The following is a 26,079-nucleotide window of genomic DNA, read 5'->3' as shown; positions in this document are numbered from 1 at the left end:
GAGGAGTGTACTTGCATGTTACATATTTTAAAACAACAATATAATCTTATTAGCTCTACAAGAGAAACTCTATTTTCGTTTTTGGAAGAAATCCCACTAGAAAAATTACATAGCACTATTCCGAATTTCGGGAGCGGTAGCATTATAAAGACACATATTCATGTAGCCGATTGCTATCGATACTGGCTTGGGTCATTCGCATTCAAGCAAAAAAGAGCAGATTTTTCATTTGCTAGCGATTACGAAATTGAGCATGCAGATGTCGCGAAAGTCCGTGCTAGATTTAAATTAGTAGATGAGACTGTACAACGTTTTTTAGATGAATACAATGATCGTTGGCTTGAAAAAATAGCAAATGAAGTGAAATGGCAAAAAGAACCTTGGAGCACAACACCGCTATGGCTTTTAACTCATACGGAGACTCATGAGTTTCATCATAAAGGACAAATTGTATCAATAGCTCGTCATCTTGGATACAATCCTCCTGATACAGACCTTAGTTAATTCAATGGTCCATGATTACCGAAAAAATTAGAATGAATACAAAACGAGCATGTTTTGAAATCCAATCAAAACATGCTCTTAAAATATTCTATCTTACAATCTCCATATCCTCATCAATACCAAATAGTCTCCGCATAATTATAAGCATCACTATTTGGTATTGCATGTTTCCCCTGTGCTTGCGCCTTTCTTGGATTTAAGTCATATACCATTGGCGTATAGCATGATGTTTGCCCTTTATTTACAACACCATTTCCTCCAGCACTTCCACAAGTGTATGCCTTTCCATCTGTTTTTCTAACAATCCTTGCATCAGCTTCATTATTATAAACTGCCAGGCGAGTTACAGTAACTTTTGCCCACGCTGTCTTACACGTCGTGCTAAATTTTAATTCCACATAAGAATTTGAATCAATCCACTTCTTTTCTTTCGTTACTGCAGATTGATCACAGCTGTTATAATAAGGACTTTTCCCATCATATGAATGGTCTTCTGCGTATGCTTTATAGCTATTAGTCGTGCTAAACATACTAGTTACAACGAGTAAAGATAGCAATAAACATGCACTCGTCTTTTTTAAAAGTTTCATATCATTTCACTCCTTTATTAATAACGTGCTGTTTTCCCGTAACCGTTATTAAACGTAACTGCTTCAGCATCTGCTGTGTATCCGAAATCAGCAGTTAAATCAAATACCATTCCTGTATAAGTACTCGTTTGACCTGTTTTTATTGTGCCGTTCCCCTGATTAGAAGTAACTGATTTTTGGAATACACCATTTTTGTATTTATTCACAACAGCGTACGCGTACACTCCTCCCGAAACAGCTGGTGCTGGTTGATCTAAAACAAACTTAGCCCATGCTGCATGACATTTATTACTGTAACGTAAATACACTGTCCCTACTTTTTTACTACCTTCATATACAGCTGTAGATTTTGCATTAAATCCATCTGCATCACACGTCGTACTTCCCCCGTATACTTTCGTTGTTGCTGGATTTTTCCCGTCATAATAACTACTTAAATCAGTAGCTGCAAATGTACTTCCTTGAAAACTAAATAATACACCTATACTTGCCGCACTTAACACGCATACTTTCATTAACTTTTTAAACATTTTAAATTCCTCCTCACAATAAGTACGTATACTAAAGACAAGCTATACCGCTATGTAAGTCCTCCTTTCACACTTCCTAGAGGCATCTTACAGAAACGTATAAACGTTGTAAATTCCCTTATGATTATTGGAATATACGAAGAATTTTACTTATCCTTGTAAGAAAAAAAGTTGAGAAATACACATTTTATAGCATTCTATATTTAAAACATAAAAGAACCGATACTTGTTATATTCAAGCATCGGTTCTTTATACAAAATTGCCATTTTTTCTTTTATATAAAATAAATATTTCTCCACTTAATTCGTTACAAAAAACTCCCTCGTTACATCAATAAATTGCTGCAGTGGTGCTGTCATCCATTTATCTTTATGCCAAGCAATTTGTGTATAAATTGGAGATATTGTTTCGTTTAACATTAACTCCTTTAACGTCCCTTCCCGTATATCTTTTTCTACTACTATCGCTGGTAAAACGGCTATACCTAAATCTGCAATAACACATTGTTTAATTGCTTCAACACTAACAAATTCAATTTTATTTGCTGGATATACATCTTCCCCGCGAAATAGCTCTTCAAATAAAGTCCGATACGAGCAGCCTAATTCTGTTAGTAAAAGTGTTTCACTCTCTAAATCTTTTATAGAAACTGAAGGTTGTTCAAGTAAACGATGCGTAGGAGCTGCTACTACTTTTAATTCTTCTTTCATAAGTGGTTCCACATGTAAAACATCTTCTGTTTTACATTCGTCCAAAATAAATGCAAGATCTACTTTCCCCTCCATCAATTGTTCCTTCGCATCTTTATTGGAGTGTGCTGGTTTAAATATAAGTTTTATTTGAGGAAATTGTGCTTTAAACTTCTTTAATATAGAAGGCAGTCTGTATGTACATTGACTTTCTTGTGCACCAATTATTAACGTACCTGCTATTTCTTCATCATCTTTCACAGCCATTTTCGCTTCGTTACTGAGTGCAATCATCTTGTCGGCATATAGTTGAAACTTCCTACCTGCTTCAGTTAAGAAAAGACGTTTTCCTAATCTTTCAAATAACGGTGTACCAAGCTCAGCTTCTAACGTTTTAATTTGCGCTGTCACGCTCGATTGAGCAAAGTTTAATTTCTTCGCAGTTTGTGTAAAATTCAAAGTATGTGCCGCTACTTTAAATGTAATTAATTGTTTTATCTCCATTTATCATCCTTCTTTTTCAATCGGTATTTTCGATTGATTTCATCGAAATAATCCTCTTTGTCTATTGATATTTATATTGTATGATAAAGAGCATCTATAAACAATATAAATGGAGGTATTCCATATGAAAGCACTTTGTTTCGAAACATTCGGAGACGCTAATGTTCTACACTATAAAGAAATACACGATCCAATCATAAGTCCAAATGAAATTCTTGTCCGCACGAAAGCAATCGGATTAAACTTCGCTGATATTTATAGACGCCGCGGCGATTATCATCTTGCTGGCAATCCGCCTTATGTATTAGGTTATGAAGGAGCTGGAATTGTTGAAAAAGTAGGAGCTGACGTTACTACTATCAACCTAGGAGACCGTATTGCATTTGCGGACGTCCCATTTGCAAATGCAGAACTAGTTGCCGTTCCATCAGAAAAAGCCATCCTACTTCCGGATTCTATTTCTTTTGAAACAGCCGCTTCTGTCTTATTACAAGGTCTAACGGCACATTATTTAACGAAAGATAGCTATCAAATAAAACAAGGTGATACAGCTTTAGTCCATGCTGCGGCTGGTGGCGTTGGTCAACTTCTGATTCAAATGATTAAACTACAGGGCGGAACAGTAATTGGTCTTACATCATCAAAAGAAAAAGCAAAGATAGCTACATTAGCTGGTGCCGATCACGTATTTTTATATACCGAAGCATGGCATATGAAAGTACTTGAAATGACTAATGGAACTGGAGTAAATGTTGTGTATGAATCAGTAGGTTCTACATTAGGGGAAAGTTTTAACGCTACTAAAATTGGCGGTACTGTCGTATTTTACGGAATGGCTGGTGGTAATCCTGCGCCAGTTGATCCGCGTATGCTTATGGATACTTCAAAAACTTTAACTGGCGGAGACCTTTGGAACGTTCTTACTACTTATGAAGAACGTAAAAAACGATCTACTCAATTATTCGATTGGATCGCAACTGGAAAATTAAACATTTCAAATCCTACTACATTCTCTTTACAAGACGGTGCTCTTGCTCATGAATTATTAGAGAGCCGTAAAAGCACAGGGAAGATTTTATTAATCCCATAATTCACAAAATGAAAAGGAAGCTAGATTTCTCTACCTTCCTTTTCTTATTTCTATTTGAGATTTAATTATATTTCCACACTTTCTTTCCCTTTTGCAACATAACTCATATCTCCAACCGACTCGACTGTATATGTTCCATCTTGGTATACAATCTTCGTCACACTAGCATTTTCCACCCCAAGTTTTGTTTTGCTACTGTCTAACATTTCTATTAAGGTAGTAATCAAAAGCCCATGAACGACAACTAAAACGTTACCGCCACCATTTCCAGCAGCTTCTTTACTAATTTTATCTATCTCAGCTTTTATACGAGTAGAAAATAATTCCCAATCTTCCGCCTGTTTTGTAGGATCTGCTACTCTAATAAGATTAATCACTTCTTGAATAGAAAACTTCATAAGTTCTTCTAGTGATGCAACGCCTGCAGCTTTTCCAACCACATCCCACATATTCTCAAGTTTTTCACCTTCAAAAATACCGAAATTTAATTCTCGCAAATCTTTTCTTTGCTCAAGTTTTAATTTTGATTGCTCACTATATTTTAATACTAAATTAGCAGTTTCAATCGCTCGGCCGCTATCACTACTATACGCATTCATAAAATGAATATCTTTTAATCCTGTTCCTAAATTTGTGGCAACTTCAACACCTTTTTCTACTAATGGAGAATCAGCCCAACCTTGCGCGCGATGATTCGTATTTAATATTGTTTTACCGTGTCTTGTAACATATAACGTAACTGCATTCTCATTGCTATCTGTTTCTCGCTTATTCATTTCATTCTCTCCCTTTACGTTTCTATATCAATTTTACCACCTCAATTATTCATTGAGCAAAATATACGTCAGTAGATCCACTTAATAAAAAAAAGCTATCTTTCTGTATATCCATACAAAAAGATAGCATCTTTTATGATTACATTTCTTAACCGTTACTCCTACTCAGCAAAAGCACTCGAATATTGTACAATTCCTTTTACACCTCGAAGAGCATTTTCTGTTAATCCCATTATCATAAATACTTCTTCAGGCACTTCAAACGGTGCTTTTATATTCCACTCACTTGCTTTCTTAAAACCAAATTTCGGGTAGTACTCTGGATGTCCCAATACTACAACTGATCCGTATCCAAGTTCTTTCGCTTTTTCTAATGCAGCTACAATCAGTTTTCCACCAATTCCTTTTTTCTGATGACCCCTAGCAACTGAAACTGGTGCAAGTGCTAACGATTCTACAGAAGTTCCATCTTGTTCTATCGCAATTTTCGATAACATAATGTGACCAACTATATCTTCATCTACCGCAACAATTGATAACTCTGGAACAAACGCGTCACATTCTCTAATATGTTTTACAAGTTCATGTTCTGTTTTATCACTAAATTCTTCCTTTAAAAATGCTTCTTTTACGACTTCTTCTGTTTTTCTATAATCATTTTTTTGTTCTTGTCTAATCGTTACCATTTTAACTTATCCTCTATTCTTTCTTATTTCTTATTTCTTATTTCTTATTTCTTTTTGAATTTTACGCAGTGCTTTTTTCGATCCGCGCTCAATATCGTGTTGCATTTTTCTTTCTTTATAATCAACAAATAGTGTATTTAAATCGTATCCTTCTGGATATAACTCCTTCGCTGCTACTTCTAAAGTAATACGTTTTACATTTACTTCAACGAATTCACCGTTATAATATACAACAACGTTATAAAAATTATCTTTTTCCTTATAGATGATACCAAAATCATCATGATCCAATAAATTAACACGATCGCCGATTTTGTACTCATAATGAGATTCTCTTTTTTCTTGTACAAATTTCGGTTTTCTAATTTTACTTTCATTCACTTTTTCTAAAGCGTACTCTTTATTTCCCATATACTCTTTCGCTCTTTTCAGTACATGTTCTTTTACGCTCATTTTATTCGCAATCCAAAGTGCATTACTTTCTCCTGATTTTCCGATAACTAATTTATAAAGCGGCTCTAGCGTTTCACTATTAAACTGCATCGCTGCATTCATAAAGTCATCATGCATTTCTGAGAATCGTTTAATTTCTCCGTAATGCGTACTCGCAACGGTAATACATCCCGCAAAGTACAACTCTTCTAAAATAGAAATTGCAAGTGCTGCACCTTCATTTGGTTCTGTACCGCTCCCTATTTCATCAAATAAAAGTAACGTATTATTATTTGACATCCTCATAATCTCAGAAAGATTTTTCATATGAGACGAAAATGTACTTAGTGCATTTTCAATACTTTGATTATCACCAATATCTACGAATACATTTTCGAAAATAGCGATTTCTGTACCTTTATCTCCTGCAATATGAAGACCTGACATTGTAGCTAATGTTAACAATCCAATCGTTTTTAACACAATTGTCTTTCCGCCCGCATTCGGCCCTGTAATAATTAAACTACGATACTCTTGACCAATTTTAAAATGTAACGGTACAACTTGCCCTGTTAAAAGCGGATGCTTACAATTCACTAAATGAATGTAGCCATGATCGTTTAACTTCGGTTCTATTCCATCAATCGATTTACTAAACTTCGCTTTCGCAAATACCATATCATACTGACTAATTAGCTCCATGTTAATCTTTATACTATAAATGTTTTCTAACACCATTCCTGATAAAGTCGCTAAAATCTGATACTCTTCAACCGCTTCTTCTGCTTTCAAACCTGCTAATTCTGCATTCAATTTCGTAACCGTATGCGGTTCTATAAATACAGTAGAACCTTTTGCCGAGGCTTCAATAATACTTCCAGCAACTTGATTTTTATAGGAAGATTTAATTGGAATCGTATAACGGTCATCCTTTTTACTAATAAAGAATTCCTGAATGAATTTCTTATTTGCACTACTATTTAAAAACTTCGTTAAACGTTCTTTTATTTTCCCATCTACAGAATCGATATTATTTCGAATTCGTTTTAACTCTTTACTTGCAGCTACATCAATACTATTTCCTTTAATTGAAAAGTTAATTTCCTCTTCAATACTTTTATATTCAGTCATTGAATTTGCATAAGAAGCTAATACTGGTGCAAAAAATTCTTTATCTAACATAAACTTTTTAATCTTTCTACACCCACGTAAAAAGTCTGAAACACTTACTAATTCTTCTGGATCTAAAATCATCCCTTTTTCTAATTTTTGAATTGTACTAGCAATATTAGAAATGCCGAAGAAAGGAACATGCCCTTCTGCATCTAATATAGCTCGTGCTTCTGTCGTTTCATTCAAGCGATTTCTCACTACTTTTATACTCGTACTCGGCCTTAATTTGTTTAATAATTCCTTACCTAATCCACTTACACAATAAGATTTCACTATATCCTTTAATTCGTTATATTGTAACTTTTCAAAAGTCATCGTATTCATTTTGTTTCTCCTCACTATGATTGATTTTTATCATAAATGAAGATACCTACTCATTAGATTCCAATGAGCCATATATAAAATTCCATAATTATACAATAAAAACATATACAAAAAAGCTGCGGGGGATACCGCAGCTTTTACATTTACAAGGCATGTGTAATAACATATGAGGAAATAAGCCATAAAAAATAGATGGCAGTCCCTTATTACACGCTTTATAAAGTATTGTAGGTATCTTCATAGGTTTTGAAATAAATGCATGACAAAATTAGGGGTATGGTGTACATAAAAATCCCCTGGTCTTATCCGATTTATTTCATTAAATTTTTCCTATTTAATACCTACCGCACTCACAAAAAGCACCTCTCATTAATTTATATTATAGTCATTGAAATCTAATTTATTGAAATCATCATACTATATGTTTTGTAAGAAGTAAAGGTGTCAAACTATTTCCTTGCAGACTGTAAAATGTTCATATAATCAACCTTTTTCTCAAGGGTCTTTTTCGCATCTTCAGCCGTTACTATATAATCTACAGGAATATTTTGTAGTACATTCTTATTAATATTTGGCAACTGAATCGTTATATCTTCTACATTACTTTTACTATTTTCAATCGTTTTATTAAATTCCTGAATACTTCTTGCAACCCCCGCTAATGTTTCCATATGTACAGAACTATTTACATCTAAAACAGTATTACTTTTAAAAACTGCCGTATAATACTGTTGCAAATTTTTCTTCGCTATTTGTTCCTCAGTATTTTTATCGGAAACATTATCCCCAGTCTGCATTTGATCAAAAGTAAGTATATTGTTATTCCCTTTCTCTCCATAATATGTATTAAATCTTCCTTGTAAATTATTTACTTCCTTTTTCTTTTCATAGTTATCATTATTTACTTCTGGAGAGATTTGCCCCTCGAAGTACAGTTGAAATTGCAAGTGCGGTTCATCGACTTGCTGCACAGTAACTATCCGCCCCTTTGGACCAAGGAAGTCCTTTCCGTTATCCAGAGTTTCAACTCCGTTTAATTTAACAGCCATACCATACTCCGATTTTGTATAACTTTGTGCTTTTTGTTCAATTTCTTCATCCGATATATCACATGATGTTAATAGTAATAAACTAAACATTATGCTATATTTCATTATTGTTCTTTTCATATTGCCTCTCCTTTTGCTACTACCACCTATACAGAAATGTACCCATGGATTTTAAATTACGATTTATATAAAGAACTTCTTCTAATAAGCGCTACATCAAACTGTCTTCGCTAACTTGAATAATAAAAACTCATCATCTTGCTTTAGAAAACACTAATAACCACAAGTATAAAAATACCCATTAACTATCATTTTATAATAATAGTGTAATTTTGCATTATAATAATTTTATCGTAAAGCAAATATAATATCTATTAAAATCACATTAAAAACATACTAATATTTAGTTCTATAGCAATCACAGTAAGGAGATGTTCCTCGAGTACGAATAAGATGACATTATTTATTCCAATGCATCTCTTGGTGTTTCAAAAGCCGACTAGTTCATTTATAAACATAAAGATTTAGGAAGGATAACAATATAAAAAGAAGAGGAAAACTTATATTTCAGTCTACCTCTCCTTTTTCATCACCAAATTACTGCTGAACATATATGGAAACTGATCCTCCACTTACTTGGAACTGCCCCCAACCGTCCTTATTAATTGTTACAGTATTTGTTTGATTACCCGTAATATCGTACCATACTTCCCCTGCGTTATCCTTTCCGACATCCATCCACTTTGTCCCTCCTGGTCCATCAGAGATTAATGTTGCTAAACCAGAATTAGCATGTATACTATCACCTTCTCTTGTCCAGCCAATTACATCTGGATGATCAAAATAATCCCGCTGCGTACCATATGCAAAGTTTTTTCGTGCCGTCAAAATCGGATCAATTTTGTCCTTTAACGCTGGAATTTCATAGTTACTATTTCCTTTTGTACCATAGTAATCACCATAGAAAACAGAAGGATATCCCTCTGCACGCGTTAAAATAAATGCATATGCCAACGGTTTGAACCAAGGGCTCACTACAGATTCCAATGACTGACCAGGCTGTGAATCATGATTTTCAACTAGAGTAACCGCAAGTGTAGGATGATTCGCAACTACCGTTCCTTTTAAAATATTTCTCATATCATAATTCCCATTTCCTGTTGAAGCATAATGAAAATTATAATGCAGCGGTGCATCGAACACAGATTGATTATAATTGACCTTCGCTAAATAATTATTTAAAGTCTGGATATCATTTTGCCAATATTCAGCTACTGTAAACATTTCTTTCCCCGTTTGCTGTCTAACATGATTTACCCAATCGCGCAAATATTCATGATCAATATGTTTAACAGCATCTAAACGAAAGCCATCTAAATTTAATTCCTTCGCATACCACGTTCCCCATTTTTTCATTTCATTCGCAACATCTGGATGATCAAAATCAAGATCCGCGTACATCAAATAATCATAATTCCCATTCTCGCTAGACACTTCCCAGTCCCATGCTTTACCTATGCCCCTAAATTTATAAATTCGGTTTAATTTCTTTCCTTCATCCCAATCTGTTCCGTCAAAATGATACCATTTCCATTTGAAATTAGAATAAGAATCTCCACGCCCTGGAAAGTTAAAGCCTGTCCACGCACTAATTTCATAATCACCTGATACTTCAACATTTCGATTGCTCGGGTCTACTTCAACTGCTGTGACTGTTTCCGTATAATCAGCCCCACCTTTATGATTCATAACTACATCACCGTATACATCGATGTTTTTCTTATGTAAAGCGTCAATTGCAGATTTCAATTGTGCTTTCGTCCCATATTTCGTCCGCACTGTTCCCTTTTGATTGAATTCCCCCAAATCATATAAATCATACGCTCCATATCCTACGTCATTTTGCGTAGTTCCTTTATATGCAGGTGGTATCCAAACAGATGTAATTCCTTTTTGCGCTAAATTTTCAGCATCAGTACGCAAACGATTCCAATGATTCCCATCATTCGGAGCGTACCACTCAAAATACTGCATTAACGTTCCATTGTTAACTGTATCTGCATATGCCTTACTCTCCCCATATATACCAGTTAAAAACAAAACAACTGACAATCCGACTATTGTTATTCTTTTAAACATCTGTAGACCATCCCCTTCCAAGAAAACGCTTGCATAGTTTATCAGAATTATTATAATATTCGTTCCACCTTTAGTAAAGTAGCAATCTCTCACTCTCCCACATTATTTTTAATCTCACTTCAAATATTCAACGTAGTTTTAATTTCACATCCTATTCAAGATTGTTTACAATTTATCTATAAAAACATAACGGAGGGATTTCTATGACAGACTTTCAAAAACAATTTTTCGCTCGATTATATATAGAAGAAAAAGACACAGTTTCATTTGAAGATTTATCTAACATTATGTACGCAATGGCACAAACTGTTCCTTTTGAAAACTTAAATATTCTCGAAAAGAATTTTAAAGAAATATCAAAAGAAAATTTGAAAGAGAAAATTTTAGTAAATAACCGTGGCGGTCTTTGTTATGAACTCAATCCTACTATGTATTACTTCCTGAAAGATTCTGGATTCGATGTTCATCTCGTTTCAGGAACAGTTTATAACGCTGCAAACTCCATATGGGCTGTTGATTCTGGCCATATCGCAACCGTTTTAACACATCATAATGAACTTTATTTAATTGAAGTAGGATTCGGATCATACTTACCTCTTGCCCCTGTCCCTTTCTCAGGTGAAGTCATTCACTCTGTTACAGGAGATTATCGTATTCGTAAAGAAATGACCGAAAAGGGAAACTACATTTTAGAGATGCGGAAAAACAATGAGTTCTTGGATCAATCTTCTGCTGATGATTGGACGTTAGGCTATGCATTTTATATAGAAGAAGTGGATGAAGAAAAAACAAATACAGCACAAAAAATTATCGTTGAACATGAAGGATCACCCTTTAATAAAGTACCTCTTATTGTAAAACTAACTGAAGATGGGCATGCCTCTTTAACGAAAGATAGCCTTACAGTAGCGAAAAATGGTAAAAAAACGAAAGAAACCGTTACAGACATGCAATATACAAACCTTTTACATTCACAATTCGGAATTACACTATAAGTATGTAAGCCTTGTTATTTTAGCAAGGCTTTTCAATTTTCAGCAGGGATTTTTTGCAATTTGTTGTATTTCATAGTTATATAGAAATATAACTACATGTTTAGAAAGGAAATGATTATGACAGAACTTAAAGATCGATTACAAGTAGCTGATATAGAAAAATGGGATTTAACAGACATTTACCATACAATTGAAGATTGGGAAAGTGATTTGCATAAAATTGAAGTATTAACGAAGGAATTACACGAGTTTAATGGCAATATTCACGATGGCAATAGTTTATTAGCTTATTTAACGAAGAGTGAAGAAATTTCTAGCATAATATCTTTAATGTTCGCTTATGCACGATTACAATCTGACCTTGATACACGCGATACTGACGCGCAATCTCTTGTCGATAAAGTATCACAATTACACGTGAAAGTAAGTGGGGCGAAATCTTTCTTTTCCCCCTTCTTACTTAGCATAGACGAAAGCACATTACATTCTTACATAGAAGAAACAGAAGGCTTACAATATTATAAAGAAGACTTATTTGAATTATATCGTTATAAAAAACACGTATTGAATAAGGACCAAGAAGCAATTTTATCACAGATGGGTGAAGCTCTTTCTTCTCCACAGCACACATTTGGTATGTTAAACAATGCAGATATATTATTTGGTGAAGTGACGACTGACGATGGAGAAAAAGTGAGCTTAACACGCGGAATGTATGCAAAGTTAATAGAAGATACGAATCGTGAAAAGCGTAAAGAAGCTTATAAAGCATATTACAAACCATATGTTCAGTTAAAGAATTCCATCGCATCTACTTTATCCGCTGCTATTAAAAATAATGTTACTGTTTCGAAGCTAAGAAACTATCCATCAGCGCTAGAGAAATCATTATTTGGCGATATGGTTCCGAAAGAAGTATATGAAAACCTAATTGATACAACGAAAAAAAACATTCAAACATTACATACATACAATGAAATTCGAAAAGAAAAATTAAACGTAGATGAACTAAGACAATACGACTTAGGCGTCGATTTAGTAGAAGGTGCAAAACAAGACATCCCATATAGTGAAGCATTTGACATTATGATCGCATCACTAGCTCCTTTAGGAGAAGAATATATTGAAACATTAAAAAGTTTTAAAGATAAACGATATATAGACGTAAGGGAAACACCAGGAAAACGTTCTGGTGCTTATAACTTTGGTGTATATGGTGTTCACCCTTTCATTCTTTTAAATCATCACGATGATTTAAACAGCCTGTTCACTCTTACTCATGAATGCGGACACGGTATGCATACGCACTATTCACATGGATACCAACCAAGAATTTCTGCACATTATTCTATCTTTGTCGCAGAAGTCGCTTCAACAGTAAATGAAGTGTTATTAATTCACTATTTATTAAAAGAAGCAAAAGAAACGAACGTACGTAACCATTTAGTTAACCATTTTATTGAGAAATTTAAAGGCACTTTCTTTACACAAATCATGTTTGCAGAATTTGAAAAAATCACACATGAAATGGCTGAACAAGGTAAACCATTAAATGCTCAAGTATTCAGTGAAATTTATGAAAAGCTATTTAAAGAATATAACGGTGATTCACTTGTATTTGATGAAGAAGTAAAATACGGATGGGCTAGAATCCCTCATTTCTACCGCCCGTTTTACGTATACAAATATGCAACTGGATTCGCATCTGCCATTCAAATCGCTGATAAACTATTAAGCGGTGATCCGAATGCTCAGAAAAATTATATTGAATTCCTGAAAGGTGGAAGTTCTGATTACCCACTAAACCTATTGAAAAAAGCTGGCGTCGATTTAACAACGCCAGAACCAATTGAAAGTGCATTGAAACAATTCACTCAACTTGTTGAGGAGTTTTCAGCATTATAAAAAGCATGCAGAGTATATGCTCTGCATGCTTTTTATTTGAATTATTTTATATGCTGCTGCGTCACACAGTGAATCATGCCACCGTATGCATACAATTCGTTAACATATATACCGACAATTCTTCTCCCTGGAAATTGACCTTCAATGATTTGAAACCCTAATTTATCATGTTCATCACCGTATATAGGTACCAATACGACTTCATTACCAATGTAAAAGTTCAAGTACGATCCTTTACAATCTGCTTCTTTTACCACTTGTCTTGTTACTGGTACTGGAATGAGCTGAAATGGCTTTCCATCTATATTTTTCGCTTGCCGCAATTCTTGATAATGCTTTTCGTATGCCTCCAAAAGGTATGGCTCTCCTTCATCGAAAGGATCATATTCATACAGTATCGTATTTTCATTTACAAACCGTGCCGCGCCATCAATATGATAATCCGTATCTTCATCATAATTATCTTCTCCGCGTATACCAGTTATCCATATAAAATTCGTTACTCCTAAATATTTCGTTAACTCCATTTCAATTTCTTTCTGACTTAGTGTGGGATTTCGATTTTCATTTATAATAGACGTTTTCGCCGCCATTAAGGTCCCGTTTCCGTTTATCTCAATTCCCCCGCCCTCTAGACAGACACTAGATTCAACTTTTGGAATGCGATACATTTCACTTATTTTATTCGGAATATTAGCGTCTTTTTCGTACGGATATTTATTTCCCCAACCATTAAATATCCAGTGCGTTAGGCAGCGATTCCCTTCCTTATCCGTTACAAAGATTGGTCCGTTATCTCTTATCCAAATATCATCAGTTTCTTGAATTAAGAAATCAATTTTATCCATATTTACATTAGCTTCCATTAACTTCGATTGGACATGTATTTTTTCTTCTTCATCACATACAACAATATAGACATTTTCTCCATAATGAAGCTCCTTTGCCATCGATGTCCAAATATCATCTAACTTAGCTCTGTAACCTTCACCTCTATGTGTTTTATCATGTGGCCATTGGAGCCATGTACCTTCATGCTTCTCCCATTCCGCAGGCATATAAAACAAACTATTTTCTATATTTCTCATACGTGTTCACCCCTTATATGAATGTACGTACAGTCTATACTTTGACATCGTGTTAAGGTCAACAGGAATATCTTCATTTACTTGTAGCAACTTTATAAGGTGACTCTTTATTTCTCCTTGTGATACACTACTTCTCCTTGTAAAACCGTCACTAAAACTTTCGCATTCGGAATCTTATCGGCACTCATTTTAGTAATATCTTCATTTAGTAATACCATATCAGCTGATTTGCCTACTTCAATCGAACCTGTAATGTTATCAAGACCTAGCGCTTTAGCTGACTTAATTGTATAGGCATCAATAGCTGCGTATACATCAGACAAGCCCTTTTCATCAATGCTTAATGCATTTGAAATCGTCACAAGTGGATTCAGTTCGTTTACATCCCAATCACTACTAAGTGATACATTCGCACCGGTTTTCCAAATTCGCCCTAACGGCATAATTCGTTTCATTTGCTGATTTGTAAAATACGTACTTGCCCAGCTTTGTTTTGGATCTTCCGCAAAATCATGACCTACTTGAAAATCAGCGCTAATACCTAACTTAGCAAAACGATCTATATCACTATCTTCTACCATTTCCACATGCGTAAGTGTATAAGGCTGGTTTGCGCCTTCTTTTTTCGCTGCTTCAATCGCATTTAAACTCTCTCTTACCCCACCATCTCCAATTGTATGAATAAGTGCACCGTAACCAATTTTATTTAATTCGGTTAACCACCATTTCATTTTTTCTTCTGGAATATAGTTCAACCCATACGGAGTTCCTGTAAACCATTCAAATTTATATTTTTCTAGTGTTTTAGCAGTGCTATTAATACTAATTCCATCACTATACATTTTCACTTGATTAATAAGCATACGGGATGACACATCATCACGCTTAATTTTTTTGAAATACTCCATTTGTTCTGCTTCATTTAAATTTGGATATACCCATGGTCGAAGTACTACGCGTGACGTTAGCTTTTTTTCGTCATTTACTTTATTCCAAACGTCTAACCAGCCTCGCTTCCAATAAAGACGTCCATCACCAACTGTAGTAATACCATTCTTTGCAACCTCATCTAAACCGTCTAATAAACCTTCATAATTTTTTTCAAACAGATTTGGTTGAGAGTTCCATGCTTTTTCCATCACGATATCTCCTGCTGTATCATAAAGAATCCCAAACGGTTCTCCTGTCTCGGAATCCCGAATAATCCTTCCACCTTGTGGATCCTTCGTATCTCTATTTATTCCAGCTAACTCCAGTGCTTTTGAATTAACCCATACAGAGTGAGAGGTTCTTTCCATAATTAATACTGGATTATTAGGAAAGAACTCATCAAGAACTTGTAATGGGGTTTGATGTTCTGATTTTTCATCCATATCTTTTAACAGCTCTTCCAAACTAAATCCCGTTCCACTTATCCATTCGCCATCTTTCACACCTTTTTTACAAGCCTTTAAATACGAGCGTTGTTTTTGTAGCGAAGCATCTGGTGAGACACTACAATTTCCTGCTGCTGGTGATTTTGCTTCAAATATATGATTATGATTGTCCACAAAACCAGGGAGGATAAAACGTCCTTGTAAATCCACCACTTTCGTATCTTCATTTATAAATTCCTCTACATCCTTGTTTGAACCAACAAATGTAATTTTCCCCTCTTTAACGGCTACAGCCTCTACGATGTCTTGCTTTTCATTTGAAGTATAGATTGTACCATTTTTAAACACTACATTTTTAGGTAGCTGATTAGGTAGAACAGCGCTACCACTCTCACCTTCTCCTACTCCAGAAGTACATGCGGAAATCCATACCATACTTAGAATCAGACAAATAATCATGATTGTTCTTCTCATATTCTCTCTCCTTTTTATTATGATAAATTGCTTTCATACATAGAATAAGGATTGACATAATGTTAATGTCAATCCTTATTCTCATTCTATTTTCGTAACTAAAAAACAAATTTGTGTCACATACTCTTCTGCTAAACAATCACATTCAGGTCCCTTTATATAAACCTCATATGGCGAATTAATTATCACATACCCATTTCTTTCAATCCATTCTTCTAACGCTATATAAGCGTAACCTATATAGTCGTAACTTCCATAATGCATAGTAGTAACGATATGATGTGGACTTAGTTGTTTCATTTCATACTCTTGTGCTACGTCTTCATCATTCCCCTGCATAACCGGAATTCTTAACTCAATATCACTGTTACTTGGAATATATTCTTCATCATAAAAGACTGCAGATGGTGAACCGACTATTTGAAAATTATTTTTTTGTACCTCTTCATATAAGTCATAAAAATAGTCATCCATATCATCTATATCTATTTTTACTCTTTGAGTAATTATCGTTACTTCATTCCTCATTCCCATTAATATATCGTAATTTCTATGACGAGCAATATTTAGACTACTATTCACCTTTACCATTTCATTCATTTCTGAAATAACCTGTAAATTTTGCTTCACTTCATGAGACAACTCGATAATTTGTGATTGTATATGTTGAACAAACGAATCTTGATCTGATGACTGCAAAACAATTTTAATTTTTGGAAGAGGAAATTTATACTCCCTTAACTTTTTGATTTTCAACGCTACTTCTAGCTGCCCTTGTTCATAATACCTATACCCATTAACCGGATTCACATATGCCGGTTTTAATATCTCCTCTTTGTCATAATGTCTTAACATCCGCGTACTCATTTTACAAATCCGAGAAAACTCAGCGATGGTATACATATCAATACTCCTTGAATAGATTTTCTTTTCATTACTTATTTATTAAAACCAATCAAAAATCTTCTTCATTGAAAAATCTTCATTCTGATTTTTTAATCTTCTCATTTTTGAAGGTAACAAATGGCTTGGACAATACCACGTTAAACAATTCATTGCGCCTCCCATTGTTGATATTTCTCCTACATGAATTTGAATAACTTGCTTCTCCGTATACTGTTGAATATATCGTAAAACTTCCTCATCTTTAGCTAGTCCAAACTTAGGAACATAAAGAGCATCACATGATTCTAACATATTTATATACAACCCTTTTGCCGATGCTATCTCTTGATCATATTGTCCTTTCTCTGTATATGATGAAGGAACAACTATAAATTGAGCTTCTGGCATTTGTTCTTGAATAATCTCTTGAACACTATATCTAAATTCATGATCCCCTAAAAAATCACTAATAAACATTGTATGTTCATCAATAAATTTAACCATTCCGTCTGCGTGTGCTAGTACATCCCCTTCTTCAGCAGGAATAATAATAACTCGACTCACATCTAAATCCCATTCTAACTGCTCAATAATTTCCTCTTCTGTCCAATCATCGTTATCATCAAATATACGTTCTGTTAATATTACGGTATCTTTTTTATTCCAAATAAGATTACCACCATCTAATATTAATGGGGATTTCACATATTCAAAGTCATTCTTTTTCAACCATTTATTAAACTGTTGATCTAAATATCGCCCTTGATCATCTGGCAAATAATTTGGTCGATATTTAAATTTAACTAGATGATTTGTGACAACCGGTGCAACATCTCTTAGCCAAATATCATCATACTCAAAACAGCTCGTATGAAAGTCTTGTTCTTCAACAGATAAAGATATAAGTTGATCTGCAATTGATTTCTTTTCATTTAAACATTCATTAAAGTAAATCAAGTCTTCATAAAATGGTTGATAATATTCATTCGATTCGTCTGGTATTGCAGTAAAAATAATCCCATTATGTTTTTGTTCCATATTATTTACCTCGCTTTTTAATAGTAGTTACATAACTGATTTCACAAAGCCAACTATTCCTCAATTCATTTCTCTTTTCATTACAACTCATGAACCGCGTATATTTCATGAATGGATTATAGCATGGAGAAATATTATATATTTATATAAAAAATATAAAGCTGACGTTAAGCCTTAAATTGACTCTTGACAAGTTTTTTAAATAACCTATTTTAAAACAACAATAAATGATTAAATGATTTTTTTATCAAGATTCAAACCCATTACTTCTAATAGATCGTTTTGATTATATAAATTCACTAAATGTGCTTCTACTCCTATACAAATTCCTTCTAGCGGAAGATCATTTGGATCCTGACCAAAGGGATCTTCAATTTCAACCCCTATTGCTTCAATACCTATGAATGCAAAACTTATAAACGTAGTCGCAAGTACTGTAAACCATCCGAGACTATCAACAAGACCAATCGGTAAAGTCGCACAAAATATAATCAATAAAATTTTTATATGAGCAAAATATGCAAAAGGAATAGGTGTTGTTTTGATACGATCACATCCACCCACAGATGTAAGTAACGTATTCAAATCTGTTTCCATACTAATTATCGCATTTGGATGAATTTGCCCCGTTTTCAAACCTTTTGATAGTATAGTTTTCAACATAAAAACTATACTAATCGGTAAATGATTGGACTCAACCAAAAATGCTTTTTCCTTCTCAGAACAGACAGCAAGCAATGATTTCACTTCAGATAGATCTTTTTCCTCTCTCAAGTGTCCTTTCGCTAACTTTGGAAATGCAATTAATAAATGTAAAAATTTTATTTTTTCCTGCTCCATACTCTTCCCTTTAGAATCCCAATGACATAAAAAACTAATTGCTAAATTTCTAGTACAAGCACCAATCGTGCCAAAGAGCTTTCTACCTTCCCAGTACCGATCATAGGCAGTATTCGTACGAAACACTAATAGTAATCCTAAAGCTCCTCCGACGATTACCCAAGGAGTCTGATTTATATTTATTTCTGTATAGTAATAATTAATTACAGCTACTATCGTTGAAATACACGTATATAATACGATTTGTGGGAAAATATCTCTTATAATTGTCCCTTTTAATGTAAATATTTGATGTAAACTATTTTGATTATTGTAATGAACCATATTTACAAAAACCTCTTTCTCTATTAACCTTTTATTCTTTTAAATCACGAAAGTATACAATTAAATAATAGAATCATAAACCCTATCATTATGAGGCTGGTTAAGATTATTTCTTTCAATACCGTTACTCCTTTTTTGCAAAAAGATAAAATATCTTATTTAATTCAACAACAAATGTTCACTATTCTAAATCCCGACGCATCATTTTAGAATTCGCAATGAACAACGCACTAATTAATACAAAGATTGCACAGGCATATAACAATAAATCTAACGGACTATCGTGATCTATAATGATGAGACGCACAATAGCTGTTATACCTATATATATAAAATATCGTAATGGAAAATGAAAATTCATTTGAAAATACTTTATAATCATTACGATGAATTCAAAGTACAAAAAGAATACGACGATACTATCAATTAAATGATAACTAGATTCATTACCATCCAATTTCAGTTCTTGTATAAACTGAATGACTTCTTTCATAAGAAACACACTTAGAACAACTCCTAAGCAAATTAAAGCTACATTTAAAATGTACTGTAAAATGATAGGGAAATACGAAAACACTATTTTAAAATTCTTTAACACAAACATTTTTCTCCTTTACCATATAAAACGAAAAGCGAACATACACTATAATTCGATTATCATTATATTTAAATTTTATTTTTACAAATAATAAGGAACGACAAAATAGGTAAAGATAAGATTTCACCTATTTTGTCTATATAGCAGCACAACGAAATTACAATTAATTACTTCAATGCAATTGGTTGTTGTTGTGTCACACAATGAATCATACCACCGTTTTTATACAACTCTCTCACATCAATACCGACTACTTTACGATCTGGGTATAACTTCTGAATCGTATCGTTTGCGATTTTATCATTCGGATCATTATAATTAGGCACTAATACAACTGTATTCCCAATATAATAATTGATATACGATCCCTTATAATCGAGAATTTTTCCATTCTCTAAAGCAACCTTTTCTTTACTAAGCGGCAAGTATTCATACTTATATTTCTGTCCTGAAGCATTTTTGGCATCTAACAATGTATCCATATCTTTATTAGATAAACCCCATTCAGCTAGGTCATCTTCTTTCATCGTTACAATGGTAGATTTATTATGGAATTTAGCAAATCCATCAATATGAAAGTCCGTAATATCTAAATTAGGTACTCCGTCTAACCAAATAAAGTTTGATACCCCAAGATCACTTATATATTTTTCAATTTCCTTTTCTGATAAATCAGGATTTCTATTTTTATTCGTTACCGCACTTCGAGTTAATAACGCAGTCCCATTGCTGTCTAATTCAATTGCGCCGCCTTCAAGGACAAATTTCCCCCAATCAATTCTTTCAATTCCTGATTGTTTACTCACATTCTTACGTATTTGAGCATCATTTTTATAAGGTGTTTTCTTCCCCCAACCATTAAATGCTGGATCTAATATTTTGAGATTTTTATTGCTGTCATAAACAAAAATTGGTCCACTGTCCCTTGCCCATACATCATCAGTAGGCGCGATAAAGAAATCAATCTTCTCCATATTTAACCCTTCATCTGTTAAAAGGTTATTGATTCTTTCTTTTTCTTCCTGGTCATATGCAACAATGTGGACTTTCTCACCCTCAGTTAAAGCACTTGCCATCTTAACCCAAATAGGTTCAACTTCCTGCTTATACTCTTCACCATATGTGTATTCATGTGGCCATTGTAGCCATGTACCTTCATGTTTATCTTTTTCATCTGGCATCGTATATTTCCCAGCATTTTTCTGTACCTCTACTTTTTCTCCTTCTTTCCCTTTAACATTTTCATTGTTACCCTCAAAAGAGCATCCACTAATAATCGTTGTAGATAATGTAGCTATTAAACAAAACTTTATTGCTTTTTTCATTTTTTCAACCTCCTGTTCTTGTCTCCAATACTGTAAAGCTTCACATAGTGTGAAGCTCAAGCTTTTTTATCAATGTAAAAATTACCAATTGTTCTTTGCATTACTTAGCATTTAACGACCTATTTAGATTTATTCAAATGCCAATCACCTTTTTCACATATTTATTCCGCTATTTGTGGGCAGTAAGACCCCCACCTCAAAATTCAGCGAAAGCAAAGAAGTTAGGTGGGCCCTGCTGATTAAAGTTTCACTTTATTCAGTAAGTAAAACTTTACAAAATAAAAAAATCGGTATTGATAATTACATATCAATACCGATTTTTTTATAATTACTTTCCTTCTATTAAATCATTCGCCATTTTCCTAAATTCTTGATTAAATGCATCATTCATACCATTTTGGACGTTAGAAAATAATATGACAAACGTTCGTTTATCCCAGTTAAAATTATTAAAAGTGTTCCAGCCAGCTAATACACCGTGGTTATGATAATAATCTGGGTAAATATAGAAACTAAATCCATATTTTCTTGCAGGTGATGCAGAAAACATATCTGATATACTCTGTTTAGAAAGTAGTTTACCATCCATAATAGCTTCATCTAACTTTTTCATATCTTCAACAGTCGTATACATTTCACCACAGCCATACAGCCAGTTCATTTTTAAGCGAGGCGTGGCTATTAACTTATTATCTTTTTTCGTATACCCTTCTGCTAAGAAAATATCTTCTGGGAGTGTTGCGCCCATTCCAGATTCATGCATTCCAACAGGAGTCAAAATATTTTCTTTCACATATTCAGCAAGTGGTTTATTCGATATTTTTTCTACAATATATGCAAGCACCATATAATTATAATCTGTATATTTCCAGCCTGTCCCTGCTGGAAATTGTAACGTTTGTGCCCCAATCCACGTTACTAATTTTAACCGTGATGCTGCGTCAACACTACCTTGTCCCTGTTCTGGTAATCCAGACGTATGTGTTAACAAGTTTCGTAACGTAATATTTTTATCTGCTGGAAACGATGGGATATATTTATTTACATTGTCTTCAATGTTCAACTTCCCTTTTTCTTTTAGTTGCATAATAGATATTGCAACAACTGTTTTCGTAATAGACCCAATGCGATATTTCGTTCTTGGCGTTGTTAATACTTGATCTTTCACATTCGCATAACCGTAGCCTTTTCGTAAAATGACATGATCTTTACTTGCTACAAGAACACTCCCATTAAATCCTTTATCTTTTAAGTACTGATCTAGTTTTCCAGCTGCAATTTCATAACGCTTTTTCTCATTCGCATCAACTTCCTGCTTAACATCTTTTTGCTTACTATTTACATTAGAAAATGCCTTTGTATCATATTTTTTTCCTTTATTTGCATGTATTAGTGTAACAACACTTCCACAAAAAACAGCAAAAATAAAGAAAACGATTAACCATTTCTTTAACATACTAGGAACCCTCTTTTATCTAGTTTCACTTAACGTACATCCATTCTATTTTATATCTTTTAATTATCAAGTATATTATAATATTATTTAATATTCACTCTGTTAAAACTAGATTCCTTTTTCTCATTTTCAATTTTTACTACTCTCTATTGTATTTCTTTCTTGCAAAATTTCCAACATACAATCGGATGCATTACACTATAATTTCAAATTCTTTTGTAACATTTGTTACATACTAAAAAGAATGGAGATGTAATATGAAAAATACCGATAAACGCAATCGTTTAGATGATAAAATGTTTCATTATCGGATAATAAAAAACAACATGTTATTAATTGAATATTACGGAAAACAGATTATGGTATTAAAAGGAAATGATGCTGAAAAATTTTTAAATAAAATAAATCATGCAAATAACGATAAAGAAAAACAGCTAATTATGGCTAAAATTACAGGTAATTTCAAAAGAAGTAATGAACGAAATTGAAAACGAATCTCATTTACATTTTGATTATACAACAAATAAAAAAGAAATGTCGCTCATTCAACATTTCTTTAGACTTTCTTCATAAAAAATTTACATTGCTAACATTCCTTCATTTTCTATACTTCCTATATAAGCTAACCGCTGAAATAGTTAGTAATACAACTATGCATAACCACGCGTACGTATATCCCTTCTTATCTACAATATAACCAAATAAAGCAGGCGCAACAATAATAGCAATTTGATTTAATGTAAGTGCAAAACTCACTGTCATCCCTACCGATTCTGCACTTGCTGATTCCGCAACTTCAGTTATAAAAAGACTAAACCATCCAATTGAAAAGAACCCTAACAATGCACTTACGCCATACAATACATTCGTTATTGTATGTATGCTCATTACTAATATTAGAATGAAGAAAATAGAAATACAAACAGTTATAAATAAGGGGGTACGCCTATTCCCCTTATAAAATAAATCACTAGTAGCTGCTAATATAACCCTACCAACCATTCCAGAAAAGAACATAACGGAAAATACTTTTCCAGCTAAAATTAGCGTGATTGATTGTTCCAATACTAAAAATTTTATAAAATGTGCAACTAACACCATTTGCAATGAAATCATACAAATGCCAGTTATATAAATTGCATACAACTCTTTTTTACACATCACTTCTTTTAACTGCATCCAAAAAGAAAGTTTACTACGTTCTTGTTTAACTTTCTCTTGAATATATGGTTCCTTATAAAATATAAAAAATAAAAACCCTCCAATTATACAAATGCATGCAATGCTATTTACCGCATAGGCCATATTATATTTTATTGTAAGAAACGGGATCAATACTCCCGCTAATGTACCACCAATCGGTATACCGGCTTGTCTAATCCCCATCGCTAACCCGCGATTTTCTTTTGAGAACCACTTCATTATCACCTTACTTCCTCCTGGCTGCGAAACACTATAAAACGTTCCTACTAATAAAAGTACAAAGAGTAACCCATTAAATCCATTGACCATATTAGTCAGTAAAAACGAACCCCCTAGTAAAAATGAACTTATCGAAATTAACAACTTTTCATTGTATTGATCAAGTAGCCGCCCGACAAAAAGCATACAAAATAGCGGTCCTATATTTACAACACTTACTAACAATCCAATCTCCGTATTCGTAAGTGCATATTCTTCTTTCCAAAATAAAGCAAACGCTCCAACACCATACGTTATAAGTGTCGCTGTAGTTTGAGCAACCGTCGCAAAAATTAACATAACCCACTTATAAGTACTATTCACCCTTTCTTCCATTAACACAATAATCCCTCCATCCCCTTCCATTGTATGAAAGTTCTGATATCATATAAAATAAAGATTTATCATGTGATCCATCAAAAAAAATGATACCTTTTCTGGAGGGATGATACTTGGATATAAAAGATTTAACTGTATTTTACGAAGTTACGAAAGAAAAAAACATATCTCACGCAGCTAAAAATTTAAACTATGTACAGTCTGGCGTGACAATGCGTATGAAACAACTAGAAAACGAATTAGGTGTGCCTTTATTTTACCGAAACGGAAAAGGTGTAACTTTAACTTCTAACGGTGAGATTTTATTAACATACGCCAAACAAATTATCCACTTAATGAATCAGTCTGTTAAAGCAGTTCAAAGTAATGGGATCGAACCAAGAGGCACTTTAAAAATTGGATGTACAGAATCTACAACCGCTGTAAGACTTCCATCTATATTAACGGCCTATTATGAGGAATACCCAAAAGTCGAATTGATTTTAGAATCAAATACGACGGAACAATTGATTAGGCTTGTATTGGAACGAAAACTGGATGGAGCGTTTATAGCTGGCTCTACTCAGCATGCTGAACTTCATACAAATATATTTCGTGAAGAAGAATTAGTTCTCATTAGCAAAAAGCCTTTATCTTCCTTTAAAGACATAGGAGACATGAATTTACTTGCATTTAGTCACGGGTGCTATTATAGAAATTTATTAGAAAATTGGCTTCAAGAAGAAGGAATTTCACCTAAACGAGTATTAGAGTTTGGAACAATTGAAGCGATACTCGCATGTGTAAAATCAGGTATGGGCGTAGCAATTATGATGAAGTCTATTTTAAATGGTCATCAACATGACATATCATTCAACCCTTTGCCAAATAGCTTCAAAAAAGTTCCTACTACTTTTATTACTAGAAAAGATATATATCACTCTGCTGCATTACAAAAATTTATGGAGATGACTCTCAATGCGTGAAAAGAAAATACGTGGTATGAAACGAAAAACAAACACTATGATAAAACGAATTGAGGAACATACAAAAACGTTCCCTTCTACTTTCTATAACGATGAATATTGGAATATGCTATTGCCAGTTTCGCAAGCTTTTATTGACTCTCGTAAAACACCTAGAAAAGTAAAGCGATTATGTATTCAAACCTTATTAAATCAAGCAAATCATTTAATAAATATGAAACCGAGCGATACATATACATATCGAGTTGTTGTTTTGATTTCTATAAATAATTTGTGTGATTCGCAAATCATTATATTTAAAAATGAGGACTACTTTCATAATTTCTTTAATAGAAATAGTGAATTTCAAAAATGGATTCTTCTTTCAAATGAAATTGATTTTTGGGAGACATGGAAAATTTCAGTTTATCATTCCTTCCAAACACTTCGCTTTCAAGAAATTATTTATGATTTAGATGAATGCTATGAAAAAGAGATTCTGTTTATCGGGGAGTTAAATTAAAAGGGTATACCTAAAACACTG

General features: G+C 33.5%; 24 protein-coding genes. 7 read left to right on the top strand and 17 right to left on the bottom strand.

Features of this window, described 5'->3' with window-relative positions:
* The first annotated feature begins 15 nt into the window (after window positions 1-15).
* The gene (locus ACQRBL_RS16500; protein WP_078994399.1) at window positions 16-504 is read left to right on the top strand and encodes a DinB family protein; all 489 of its coding nucleotides are present in this window, start codon (window positions 16-18) and stop codon (window positions 502-504) included.
* A gap of 113 nt (window positions 505-617) precedes the next feature.
* Here ACQRBL_RS16500 and ACQRBL_RS16495 read toward each other — a convergent pair whose 3' ends face one another.
* The 3 genes from ACQRBL_RS16495 to ACQRBL_RS16485 form a co-directional block, all read right to left on the bottom strand.
* Window positions 618-1,094 (bottom strand): DUF2690 domain-containing protein, encoded by a 477-nt coding sequence (locus ACQRBL_RS16495; protein WP_411995882.1) that lies wholly within the window; start codon window positions 1,092-1,094, stop codon window positions 618-620.
* 17 nt (window positions 1,095-1,111) lie between these two features.
* On the bottom strand, window positions 1,112-1,624 hold the full coding sequence (locus tag ACQRBL_RS16490) for a YjfA family protein (RefSeq protein WP_000473732.1): 513 nt from the start codon (window positions 1,622-1,624) through the stop codon (window positions 1,112-1,114).
* A 300-nt stretch (window positions 1,625-1,924) separates the two neighbouring features.
* Window positions 1,925-2,818, bottom strand: coding sequence for a LysR family transcriptional regulator (locus tag ACQRBL_RS16485; RefSeq protein ID WP_023522618.1), 894 nt, complete (start codon window positions 2,816-2,818; stop codon window positions 1,925-1,927).
* 124 nt (window positions 2,819-2,942) lie between these two features.
* Here ACQRBL_RS16485 and ACQRBL_RS16480 point away from each other — a divergent pair, with 124 nt between their 5' ends.
* Window positions 2,943-3,908 (top strand): quinone oxidoreductase family protein, encoded by a 966-nt coding sequence (locus ACQRBL_RS16480; protein WP_065484608.1) that lies wholly within the window; start codon window positions 2,943-2,945, stop codon window positions 3,906-3,908.
* Between the two features lie 65 nt (window positions 3,909-3,973).
* Here ACQRBL_RS16480 and ACQRBL_RS16475 read toward each other — a convergent pair whose 3' ends face one another.
* The 5 genes from ACQRBL_RS16475 to amyS all read right to left on the bottom strand — a co-directional run bounded on the left by ACQRBL_RS16475 (window position 3,974) and on the right by amyS (window position 10,487).
* Window positions 3,974-4,684, bottom strand: coding sequence for a histidine phosphatase family protein (locus ACQRBL_RS16475; RefSeq protein ID WP_065484611.1), 711 nt, complete (start codon window positions 4,682-4,684; stop codon window positions 3,974-3,976).
* Window positions 4,685-4,845: 161 nt separating this feature from the next.
* On the bottom strand, window positions 4,846-5,370 hold the full coding sequence (locus tag ACQRBL_RS16470) for a GNAT family N-acetyltransferase (protein ID WP_411995881.1): 525 nt from the start codon (window positions 5,368-5,370) through the stop codon (window positions 4,846-4,848).
* A gap of 30 nt (window positions 5,371-5,400) precedes the next feature.
* Window positions 5,401-7,299 carry an endonuclease MutS2 gene (locus ACQRBL_RS16465; protein WP_411995880.1) on the bottom strand — a complete coding sequence of 633 codons (1,899 nt, stop codon included), beginning with the start codon at window positions 7,297-7,299 and terminating at the stop codon, window positions 5,401-5,403.
* A gap of 449 nt (window positions 7,300-7,748) precedes the next feature.
* Entirely contained in the window at window positions 7,749-8,468 is a 720-nt protein-coding gene (locus ACQRBL_RS16460) for a hypothetical protein (protein WP_109737418.1), read from the bottom strand.
* Between the two features lie 477 nt (window positions 8,469-8,945).
* The gene (gene amyS, locus ACQRBL_RS16455; protein WP_411995879.1) at window positions 8,946-10,487 is read right to left on the bottom strand and encodes an alpha-amylase; all 1,542 of its coding nucleotides are present in this window, start codon (window positions 10,485-10,487) and stop codon (window positions 8,946-8,948) included.
* Between the two features lie 203 nt (window positions 10,488-10,690).
* Here amyS and ACQRBL_RS16450 point away from each other — a divergent pair, with 203 nt between their 5' ends.
* A complete protein-coding gene (locus ACQRBL_RS16450; RefSeq protein ID WP_078994406.1) occupies window positions 10,691-11,482 on the top strand; it encodes an arylamine N-acetyltransferase family protein in 792 nt (263 codons plus the stop codon).
* A gap of 117 nt (window positions 11,483-11,599) precedes the next feature.
* A complete protein-coding gene (gene pepF / locus ACQRBL_RS16445) occupies window positions 11,600-13,387 on the top strand; it encodes an oligoendopeptidase F (RefSeq protein WP_411995878.1) in 1,788 nt (595 codons plus the stop codon).
* Window positions 13,388-13,428: 41 nt separating this feature from the next.
* Here pepF and ACQRBL_RS16440 read toward each other — a convergent pair whose 3' ends face one another.
* From ACQRBL_RS16440 to ACQRBL_RS16405, 8 genes are all read right to left on the bottom strand, one after another.
* Entirely contained in the window at window positions 13,429-14,475 is a 1,047-nt protein-coding gene (locus ACQRBL_RS16440) for an agmatine deiminase family protein (RefSeq protein ID WP_023522628.1), read from the bottom strand.
* Between the two features lie 107 nt (window positions 14,476-14,582).
* Complete coding sequence (locus ACQRBL_RS16435; protein ID WP_411995877.1) at window positions 14,583-16,325, bottom strand: amidohydrolase; 1,743 nt, start codon at window positions 16,323-16,325, stop codon at window positions 14,583-14,585.
* Window positions 16,326-16,406: 81 nt separating this feature from the next.
* Window positions 16,407-17,228, bottom strand: a complete 822-nt coding sequence (locus ACQRBL_RS16430) for a MerR family transcriptional regulator (RefSeq protein WP_043924690.1) — start codon at window positions 17,226-17,228, stop codon at window positions 16,407-16,409.
* 42 nt (window positions 17,229-17,270) lie between these two features.
* Window positions 17,271-18,248 (bottom strand): agmatine deiminase family protein, encoded by a 978-nt coding sequence (locus ACQRBL_RS16425; protein WP_023522631.1) that lies wholly within the window; start codon window positions 18,246-18,248, stop codon window positions 17,271-17,273.
* A 231-nt stretch (window positions 18,249-18,479) separates the two neighbouring features.
* Window positions 18,480-19,412, bottom strand: coding sequence for a bestrophin family protein (locus tag ACQRBL_RS16420; RefSeq protein ID WP_000233822.1), 933 nt, complete (start codon window positions 19,410-19,412; stop codon window positions 18,480-18,482).
* 181 nt (window positions 19,413-19,593) lie between these two features.
* Entirely contained in the window at window positions 19,594-20,010 is a 417-nt protein-coding gene (psiE, locus tag ACQRBL_RS16415) for a phosphate-starvation-inducible protein PsiE (protein WP_411995876.1), read from the bottom strand.
* Window positions 20,011-20,177: 167 nt separating this feature from the next.
* Window positions 20,178-21,335 carry an agmatine deiminase family protein gene (locus ACQRBL_RS16410; RefSeq protein ID WP_411995875.1) on the bottom strand — a complete coding sequence of 386 codons (1,158 nt, stop codon included), beginning with the start codon at window positions 21,333-21,335 and terminating at the stop codon, window positions 20,178-20,180.
* A gap of 328 nt (window positions 21,336-21,663) precedes the next feature.
* On the bottom strand, window positions 21,664-22,791 hold the full coding sequence (locus tag ACQRBL_RS16405; RefSeq protein WP_000915205.1) for a serine hydrolase domain-containing protein: 1,128 nt from the start codon (window positions 22,789-22,791) through the stop codon (window positions 21,664-21,666).
* A 257-nt stretch (window positions 22,792-23,048) separates the two neighbouring features.
* Between ACQRBL_RS16405 and ACQRBL_RS16400 the strand changes: the two genes are divergently transcribed.
* Window positions 23,049-23,279, top strand: coding sequence for a hypothetical protein (locus ACQRBL_RS16400; protein WP_023522633.1), 231 nt, complete (start codon window positions 23,049-23,051; stop codon window positions 23,277-23,279).
* Window positions 23,280-23,388: 109 nt separating this feature from the next.
* Here the strand turns inward: ACQRBL_RS16400 and ACQRBL_RS16395 are convergent, their stop codons facing one another.
* On the bottom strand, window positions 23,389-24,618 hold the full coding sequence (locus tag ACQRBL_RS16395; protein ID WP_141538376.1) for an MFS transporter: 1,230 nt from the start codon (window positions 24,616-24,618) through the stop codon (window positions 23,389-23,391).
* An 86-nt stretch (window positions 24,619-24,704) separates the two neighbouring features.
* On the opposite strand from ACQRBL_RS16395, the gene ACQRBL_RS16390 reads away from it, so the two are divergent.
* Both ACQRBL_RS16390 and ACQRBL_RS16385 read left to right on the top strand, forming a co-directional pair.
* On the top strand, window positions 24,705-25,556 hold the full coding sequence (locus tag ACQRBL_RS16390) for a LysR family transcriptional regulator (protein ID WP_023522635.1): 852 nt from the start codon (window positions 24,705-24,707) through the stop codon (window positions 25,554-25,556).
* Window positions 25,549-26,058, top strand: a complete 510-nt coding sequence (locus tag ACQRBL_RS16385; RefSeq protein WP_023522636.1) for a DUF3916 domain-containing protein — start codon at window positions 25,549-25,551, stop codon at window positions 26,056-26,058. Before ACQRBL_RS16390 ends, ACQRBL_RS16385 begins: the two co-directional genes overlap by 8 nt.
* The last annotated feature ends 21 nt before the right edge of the window (window positions 26,059-26,079 follow it).

Origin of the sequence: Bacillus sp. AF62, from assembly GCF_050312695.1 — a bacterium.
Taxonomy (GTDB): domain Bacteria; phylum Bacillota; class Bacilli; order Bacillales; family Bacillaceae_G; genus Bacillus_A; species Bacillus_A cereus.
This window is presented reverse-complemented; position numbering and strand designations above follow the sequence as displayed.